7 protein-coding genes are annotated in these 8,629 nt (G+C 44.0%); 4 read left to right on the forward strand and 3 right to left on the reverse strand.

Features of this window, described 5'->3' with window-relative positions:
* Positions 1 to 379, forward strand: a 379-nt coding sequence (locus IQR33_RS04070; protein ID WP_193843537.1) for a globin, incomplete at its 5' end; no start/stop codon positions are given.
* Between the two features lie 41 nt (positions 380 to 420).
* Here the strand turns inward: IQR33_RS04070 and IQR33_RS04075 are convergent.
* Together IQR33_RS04075 and IQR33_RS04080 are read right to left on the reverse strand one after the other, a co-directional pair.
* Positions 421 to 1,203: a slipin family protein gene (locus IQR33_RS04075; RefSeq protein WP_005373196.1), complete on the reverse strand. Its 783-nt coding sequence runs from the start codon at positions 1,201 to 1,203 to the stop codon at positions 421 to 423.
* 10 nt (positions 1,204 to 1,213) lie between these two features.
* Positions 1,214 to 2,590: an NfeD family protein gene (locus IQR33_RS04080; protein WP_005382635.1), complete on the reverse strand. Its 1,377-nt coding sequence runs from the start codon at positions 2,588 to 2,590 to the stop codon at positions 1,214 to 1,216.
* Positions 2,591 to 3,088: 498 nt separating this feature from the next.
* Here IQR33_RS04080 and IQR33_RS04085 point away from each other — a divergent pair, with 498 nt between their 5' ends.
* From IQR33_RS04085 to IQR33_RS04095, 3 genes are all read left to right on the forward strand, one after another.
* A complete protein-coding gene (locus tag IQR33_RS04085) occupies positions 3,089 to 4,057 on the forward strand; it encodes a cytochrome-c peroxidase (RefSeq protein ID WP_005373180.1) in 969 nt (322 codons plus the stop codon).
* The gene (locus IQR33_RS04090; protein WP_193837965.1) at positions 4,050 to 6,407 is read left to right on the forward strand and encodes an ATP-binding protein; all 2,358 of its coding nucleotides are present in this window, start codon (positions 4,050 to 4,052) and stop codon (positions 6,405 to 6,407) included. The genes IQR33_RS04085 and IQR33_RS04090 overlap by 8 nt, the downstream gene beginning before the upstream one ends.
* A 99-nt stretch (positions 6,408 to 6,506) precedes the next feature.
* Positions 6,507 to 6,974: an OsmC family protein gene (locus IQR33_RS04095; protein WP_193837966.1), complete on the forward strand. Its 468-nt coding sequence runs from the start codon at positions 6,507 to 6,509 to the stop codon at positions 6,972 to 6,974.
* A 75-nt stretch (positions 6,975 to 7,049) separates the two neighbouring features.
* Here IQR33_RS04095 and gdhA read toward each other — a convergent pair whose 3' ends face one another.
* Entirely contained in the window at positions 7,050 to 8,402 is a 1,353-nt protein-coding gene (gene gdhA, locus IQR33_RS04100; protein WP_017633658.1) for an NADP-specific glutamate dehydrogenase, read from the reverse strand.
* Positions 8,403 to 8,629 lie beyond the last annotated feature (227 nt).

Consider the following 8,629-nt stretch of genomic DNA (forward strand, 5'->3'; position numbering starts at 1 on the left):
ATTTTTCGACTTGTTCTACAAAAATTTATGGTCGAAAAGCGCCAACTTTAGACAGAAGTTTGATGGTATAGACATGCACCAACAAGTGAGAATGCTTAGAGGGTCTATCGTATTTTTTATGATGGCAGATACCTCGACCGAAGCGCACAAAATGGTGGAAAAGTATGGGAAAAAGCATGCAAGTGCAGATATTGGTATAGAGCCGCAGGATTTTGATGTTTGGCTTGAGAGTTTGTTAGAAACGGTTCGACAGTGTGATTCCGGGTATGATGCCGATGTTGAAACCGCTTGGCGAACATGCTTTAAAACGGGCTTAGAAGTAATGAAACAAGAGTGTGATAAAGAAGATGGGCACATCCTTAAAGCGAGTTCCAAATAAGGAAGTAACGTGAGTGGTCGTTACTTCCTAGGGTCAGAACCTTACTTATCTTGTGTCTCTTTATTCTTTTTCACCGCTTCGGCGATATCACTGACAGCTTCGACAAGATTGATCGGCATTGGAAAAATAATAGTGGATGTTTTGTCTGTAGTGATTTCAGTGAGTGTCTGCATGTAACGTAATTGCAGTGCATTCGGTGCTTCGTTGAGCATTTGCGCTGCTTCTTTTAATTTATTTGAAGCCTCTAACTCACCAGTAGCGTGAATGATCTTCGCCCTACGGTTACGTTCTGCTTCTGCCTGACGGGCTAGGGCTCTGACCATGCTGTCATTTAAATCAACATGTTTGACTTCAACCGTAGCAATCTTGATTCCCCAGTCATCAGTCTGTTGATCGAGAATGGATTGTAAATCCTTATTGAGGCGTTCTCGCTCTGATAGCAATTCATCGAGTTCATGCTGACCCAATACCGAGCGCAGCGTGGTTTGTGCTAACTGACTGGTGGCATCGCTGTAGCTTTCAATATTGTTAATCGCCATTTGAGGATCGACTACGCGAAAATAAACGACCGCGTTGACGCGCACAGAAACGTTATCTTTGGTAATTAAATCTTGTGTCGGCACATCCAAAACGACAGTACGTAAATCAACCCTCACCATTTGCTGAATAAATGGGATAAGGATGATCAAACCAGGTCCTTTGACTTCTTGAAATCGACCAAGAAAGAACACAACCCCACGTTCGTATTCTCTCAAAACCTTGAACATTTGGGTCGCTAGTGCGAACAGCAGCACCACGATCACCGCAACGGTATAGAGCATCATAAAGCGCCTCCTATTTATTTTGGCGGTCATCAGGCATCACAGTTAAGGTCAGCCCTTTAACATTAACAATGGTGACGTGATCACCTTGTTTGAATTGTTGATGGTCTTTGGCTTTAGCTCGCCATAACGCACCGTTGAGTTGAACGCGTCCTTCGCCATCGATAAAGTCATCGCTTACCACGGCGACCTTCCCAGGGTAAGTCTCTAAACCCGTCGTTACACGCCGGCGACGAATTTTGAGCAGCAGGCCGACGGTCAGCACGATTAGAGCCACGGAAAATATGGCAATACCAAAAATCAAAGGAAGGGCGATCTGGAATCCTGGTAACTCACTGTCCATGAGAAATATCGAACCGAGTACAAAGGCGACAACGCCGCCTAAGCCCAAAATACCAAAGCTCGGGCTGAATGCTTCCGCTATCATTAGTGCAATACCGAGTAACAGCAGACCAAGACCTGCGTAGTTGACGGGCATCATTTGTAGTGCGTACATGGCAAGAAGCAGACAAATCCCACCTAGCACACCGGGTAAGCCAATTCCTGGGTTGTAAAATTCAAGAAGTAAACCGTAGATGCCGATGAGCATTAGAATGTAGGCAACGTTTGGATTGGTTATAACGGCTAGCATTTCTGCTCGCCAATCGGGTGTTCTTTCAATCCATACGGGATTTTCCAGTGACAATGTCACATCACGATTGTTAACTTTAACAGTTTGTCCATCAATGGCTTTGACTAAATCCTCTGGTGAGTTGGCTATATAATCAATAACGTTTAATTCCAATGCCTCTGTGGCGTCCAAACTCGCTGCTTCGCTCACTGCTTTCTCTGCCCACTCTGCATTTCGGCCATGAAGCTTTGCTAAGCCTTTAATATAGGCTCTAGCATCATTAATCACCTTTTTCTCCATTGCGGTTTTCGCGGGAACTTTCTCTGAACCTTCGTTGGTTCCTTCTGACGTTTCTTCCGCGTTTTGATCTTTGCCATCATCCGATGAAGGGGGCTGAGGGGCACCACCTAACGCGACGGGCGTTGCCGCGCCAAGGTTGGTGGCTTCAGCCATGGCGGCAACGTGGCTGGCGAGTAAAATGTATGTCCCTGCGCTAGCCGCTCTAGATCCTGACGGGCCAACCCAAGTCGCAATTGGAGTGGAGGAGGTGGTAATCGCGTGAATAATATCTCGCATTGCGCTATCTAAGCCGCCTGGTGTGTCCATCTCTAAGATCACTAAACTGACACCGTTTAGTTGAGCTTCTTCTATTTCACGAGATAAATAGTCGCTAGTAGCAGGCCCTATAGCGCCTTTGACAGGAACAATCCAAACAGTATTCGCCAGTGCTTGACTGGCCATCAAGAGTAAAGGTAAGAACCATATCCATAGTCGTTTCATGCAGTCCTCCTTGTGTGGTCACAGGGACTTTTTGAAATCCTAATTCAAGTATATCCAAATAACTTAGAGATGCTTGAGTATAGGTTCTAATGAATAAGCTGCCGAGGCTAATTAGGAGACTACTTTTTTATATATAAACGCTGTGTGAGATAGTAAACTAAAGCAAATTATTGGTAATTGTGATGTTTATGTTTATTGTTCAGCGTTTGATTAAGTTGGCCGTTATCTGTGCCGTTTTCTTTACTATTTTCGATCTGATCTCCTATGGAGAGGTGACTTGGTTTCAACGGTTTTTGGCTTTTCTACACTAAACTCAGATTTCAATACGTTAGCTACTCATAAGGCGATAGGTTTCTTCCTATTCGCCTTATTACTCCCTCTTCAACCAAAGCCTTAAACAAAGCAATACTTAACTCGTTTTTTCAACTTCCTGTCGGTGGAAAAAACGCCAAAATGCAACTAAATTCATATCAATGACAAGTTTAAGGTATGTAGTTGATGAGGCAATTCAGCGCAATCGCACTAGCTGTTGTAACACTCATTTTGAGCCAAACAACAACCGCAAGAAACGCGAAGATGTTAGGTGATATCTCCCTAGTTCAGCCCATACAGGGTGATCCTAATGTGGATATTAAGCTAGCGAGAATTGGCTGGCATCTCTTCCGCGATCCTCAATTATCGTCAAATGGTAATGTCAGCTGCGCGACATGCCACAATCTGCAAACCAATGGCGCTGAAAATACACCAGTCTCTACGGGGGTGAAAGGTGATGGAATTAGAAATTCTATAACAGTGTTTAATGCGGCGTTAAATTATCGTTTTTTATGGGATGGAACGGAAAACACCTTGATGGCTCAGATTGATGGTCCAATCCATAATCCAATGGAAATGGACTCAAACTGGCAAACAATAGAGCAATATGTAAAAGAGAGTGAACATTATCAAGCGCTATTTAGTCGTGACGATGAATTGCCGATTAACGTTCATAATATCAAGTCCGCTATTGTGGAGTTTGTTGAAGGGCTGCAGACGCCTGGCGCACCATTCGATGCTTACTTATTGGGTTACACGCATGTACTGAGTGAACAGCAAATCAGAGGTTGGAAAACATTTCAGACTTCAGGTTGTGTGCAGTGTCATCAGGGCAAAAATATCGGCGGAGCGATGATCCAAAGGTTCGCCTATTTCAAGGATAAGCCAGTAGTAGAGGACTCGGGCAGGCAACTCGTTACGATAGAAGATGAAGAGCGATTCTATTTTAGAGTAGCCAGTTTACGCAATGTCGCGCTAACGAGTCCTTATTTTCATAATGGGCAAGTCGATAAGTTATCCGACGCGATACAAATCATGGCTAAAACCCAGCTCGGTATAACGATGAACGATGAGAATGTCGCGGACATTGAAGCATTCTTGCAGTCGTTGACAGCACCTAGACCCATAATTTTAGAGGTGTTGGAAAATGAATAAATTCAAACTGATCAACTTTTGCTTTTTTATTGGGATACTGACGTGCTGCACACTGGCGTATATGTCGTATATGAATTCAAAAAACGCTCAAGAATTTCATGCAGGGCTAATGAATATCGGACATGAGTTGATTGAAGAGCGTGATGTTATCGTGAACCGATATGCCGTTGAAGATAGGAAAAACTATGAGTTAACAACATCTTTAGTAGAGATAGAAATCGCAGCACAGGCACTGTTGGAATCATCAAAGGCATCTGTTTGGTTTCCCGTGACACCCAATCGTATAAAAGTTAGGGATACGCTTGAACAGTTTAAGGAGCGAGTGCTTCAAACAACGTTGAAGCTTGATATGTTAATTGGTGTTCAGGTAGAAAATCGGTATGCATTACTCATGTTGTTCAATTTATATCAGCAAGATGTTTCTACCGAGCGCGGCCAATCATTGGGTGGCAGTCGTTATTTTGAATTTCTCAACCAGTTGCTTCTAACACAAACTGAAGTTGAGAGTGAAAAGGAAGCGAACTTCCTTAAGCGGCTTCAAACGAGTGATAAAAGAATTGAATTGCTGACGAATGAACTGCTTGATCACACCTATATTGAGTTTGTCGAAAGCTCAGAGCATCGGTTACTCAATATTGCTCAAAGTGAGGCGCGTTTTACGTGGTTGTTTGTATTTATCGCGGTGATGTTTCTAGTTAGCGCGTTTGTTTATCAGTCACATCACCGAATGCATAACTTAAAACAGTTGAATCTTGAAATTGAAGAGGCGAGAAACAAAGCCGAGCGAGCGGCAAAAGCGAAATCAAATTTTCTTGCTGCAATGAGTCACGAACTGAGAACGCCGATGAATGGCGTACTAGGGCTTTCTCAAATGATTGCAGAAGAGACCAAAGAGCCGACGACGAAAGAGCACATTAGGGTTATTCTTGACTCTGGCCAGCATCTGATGACTATCCTCAACGATATTTTGGATTTTTCTAAAGTTGAAGAAAACAAACTGGAATTTGAGCAAGCTAAGTTTAAGCTCGATCAAGTGCTTTCTCCGGTGTGTAGCGCAATAAAACCACTTGTTGATGAAAAAAATATCGAGCTAATCTTGGAAAACGAGGTTTCTGAATATACTGAATTTACTGGGGATTGTGCGCGTTTACGACAGATCTTATTTAATCTCGCCGGTAACGCGGTGAAGTTTACCAATGAAGGGCATGTGCTGGTTAGAACCGAGTTAGATGAATCGAATCAGTTGTTGGTCATGCGCGTGAGCGACACCGGTATTGGTATTGCGCCAGACAAGCACGAGCATATTTTTAACTCGTTTGAGCAAGCAGACTCATCAACGACTCGAAGGTTCGGCGGAACAGGGCTTGGGTTAGCCATCGTCAAAAAACTAACCGATTTGATGGGTGGCCATATTACTCTCAAGAGTATAGAAGGCGTTGGAAGTCAATTTATCGTTGAGTTGCCGATTCCTTGGGTAGAATCTGCTCCGAAAAAGCAGCAAGAAGCACCGAAACCTCGCGCAAAATCACACCATTTAAAGATACTACTTGCTGATGATAACCGTGTGAATGCCATTGTGGCAAAAGGGTTTTGCGAAAAGCTCGGGCATGAAGTGGATGTTGCAGAAAATGGATTAATCGCGGTTAAAAAGGCGAAAGAGAACGAGTACGACCTGATCTTGATGGACAACCATATGCCCGAGATGAATGGCGTTGAGGCGACACGCGTTATCCGACAAGAGTTAGGTATCAAGACATTACTCTTTGCGTACACGGCAGACGTATTTCGTGAAGCCCATGATAGCTTTATTGAAGCAGGAGCAGACCATGTGCTTACAAAACCGCTACAGCATGAGAGCTTTTCAGACGCTCTCAAACAGTTTGCAGCCAGACTCGAACCGAAACAGAATCCGCCACTAACGATTGACAGCAATGTGCTTCAGTTGCAACGTAAGCCAATCGAGAACTTAAGGTTAACAGAGGAAGAACTCTCCCGCTCAGGCATGTTTGCTTCTTTACGAGATGAGCCAGAAGCGCTCGACGAGCTGCTAAAAAGCATTATTGTCGATTTTGAGACATCTGTTGATGAGCTTATTGAATACTTTATGGCTGAAGACTTTGCTTCATTAGAGCTGACGTTGCACAAAACGAAAGGGATGGCACTGAACCTAAGTTTACCTATTTTGGCGAGCCAAACGGAGGCCCTGGAAACTCAACTTAAAGCCAACCAAAGTCCCGAGATTGAGCAGTTGCAGATGCTGATCAATCGGTTACAGGTCAACATCCATCAGTCTCATAGACTTTTGGATGATATCCAGAGGAACAATGCCGATCCTCAACAGATTTTATAGTCCCTGTGAGTGCGATGCTTTCCTTAACTCATTTTGTTGTGGTTTACTGTGGCAAGGACGGATAGTGTTGATTCGTCGTCGGAAAATCAGGGAGTTAGAATGAGTAAGCATTCCGCTTTAATCAAATGGCATCGTAAAGCTGGCGAAGAGTTTAAGGATAATAAGTATAGTAGGGCACACATTTGGCAATTTGATGGAGGGTTGCAAGTCCCAGCATCTCCATCTCCCCACGTAGTACCATTACCACTATCCGTAGAAGAAAATGTTGATCCAGAAGAAGCGTTTGTCGCGGCACTTTCTAGTTGTCATATGCTCGTTTTCCTGTCTATTGCAGCAAAGCGACGTTATGTTGTGGACAGTTACTTAGATGAAGCGGTGGGGGAGCTTGAAAAAGGCGAAAACGGAAAAGAGTGGGTATCAAAGGTGACGTTAAACCCTGAGATAACATTTTCAGGTGAAAAACAACCGACACCATCTCAATTAGAAAAACTGCACCACATGGCCCATGAGAATTGCTTTATCGCCAACTCCGTTAAAACAGAAGTGACAACGCTTATTGCGAATTAAGTGAAGCTCTTTATCGAAAGCGCGGCCTATTACAGAGTTATATTAAGCCAGCAGTCATCCTGCTGGCTCGTTCACCTAGACGACACCTTGCTCAATCATTGCATCAGCGACTTTTCTAAAGCCTGCAATGTTGGCGCCTAAAACTAAATTTCCAGGTTGGCCAAACTCTTTACTGGTTTCGTTTGCATTGATGAAAATATTCTTCATGATGGTTTGCAACTGACTATCCACTTGTTCAAACGTCCAGTTTTGCATGCTGGCGTTTTGCGCCATTTCAAGTTGACTGGTTGCAACACCGCCTGCATTGGCTGCTTTGGCAGGCCCATAAGCTATGTCTGAGTCCACGATAATATTGGCAGCATCACGGGTGGTTGGCATGTTCGCCCCTTCACTAATCAAAATACATCCGTTTTCGATAAGAGCCAGTGCGTCGTCTGACGTTAATTCATTTTGAGTCGCACAAGGGAAGGCAGCATCAGCCTGATATCGCCAAACAGCATGCCCTTCATTAGGATAGTCGCCCTCTGGTGTGTATTCTGCTTCAGGGTAAGTTTCTAAATATTCTTCTAAGCTTGCTCTTTTCACTTCTTTCAGTTGTTTGAGGAGCTTAAGATCAATACCGTGCTCATGATAGATCGTACCTCGAGAGTCGCTGCATGTAACCGGCGTTGCTCCCATATGGTACAGTTTTTCAATGGCGTAGATAGCCACGTTGCCAGCACCAGAAACGAGGCAAGTTTTCCCTTTCAATGAATCGTTGCGGTCGTTGAGCATGCATTCTGCAAAATAGACGGCGCCATATCCTGTCGCTTCTTTTCTGGCGAGTGAGCCCCCCCAAAGCAGACTCTTGCCTGTAAGCACACCTTCGTAGCGCCCCGTCAATCGTTTGTATTGACCAAACATATAGCCAATTTCGCGCGCCCCGACGCCGATATCGCCTGCGGGAACATCGGTGGCAGGACCGATATGACGGTACAACTCGTTCATAAATGATTGGCAAAATCGCATGATCTCGCCGTCGGATTTTCCTTTAGGATCGAAGTTTGAACCGCCTTTGCCGCCACCGATAGGAAGGCCAGTCAGTGCGTTTTTAAAGATTTGCTCAAAGCCGAGAAATTTTATGATGCTCGCATTGACTGAGTGATGGAATCTCAATCCTCCTTTGTACGGCCCCAAAGCAGAGTTGAATTCAACTCGATAACCTTTGTTTACTTGTACATTTCCAGCATCATCAACCCAAGGAACTCGAAACATGATTTGACGTTCTGGCTCGACGATCCTCTGGATAATCGCTTGTTCCTTATATTTATTATTGCCTTCTATTACCGGCGCGAGAGAAGTTAATACTTCTTCTACCGCTTGGTAAAATTCTTTTTGCGCAGGGCTACTGTGTTGCAACGCAACAATAGTATCGTGTATGTATGACATAGGTTTCTTCCTTGATGTGAATAAGCAATCAATTTATATGAATGTATTTCCATTAAATAGTGATTTTGACCAAGATTCAATGGTTGTAGTGGTATTTCCTGCGGATGAGAATGTGCAGCTTCTAACCCGGGCAGTGTTGGTTGAGATAGGTAGGGCGAGCTAAGTAAGCGGGTGGTTGAGTGATCAGTTTCACATATAACAAGCAGAAATCACTTTAGTCGATGTTG

The organism is Vibrio sp. OPT46, assembly GCF_015163535.1.
In the GTDB taxonomy this organism is placed as follows: domain Bacteria; phylum Pseudomonadota; class Gammaproteobacteria; order Enterobacterales; family Vibrionaceae; genus Vibrio; species Vibrio alginolyticus.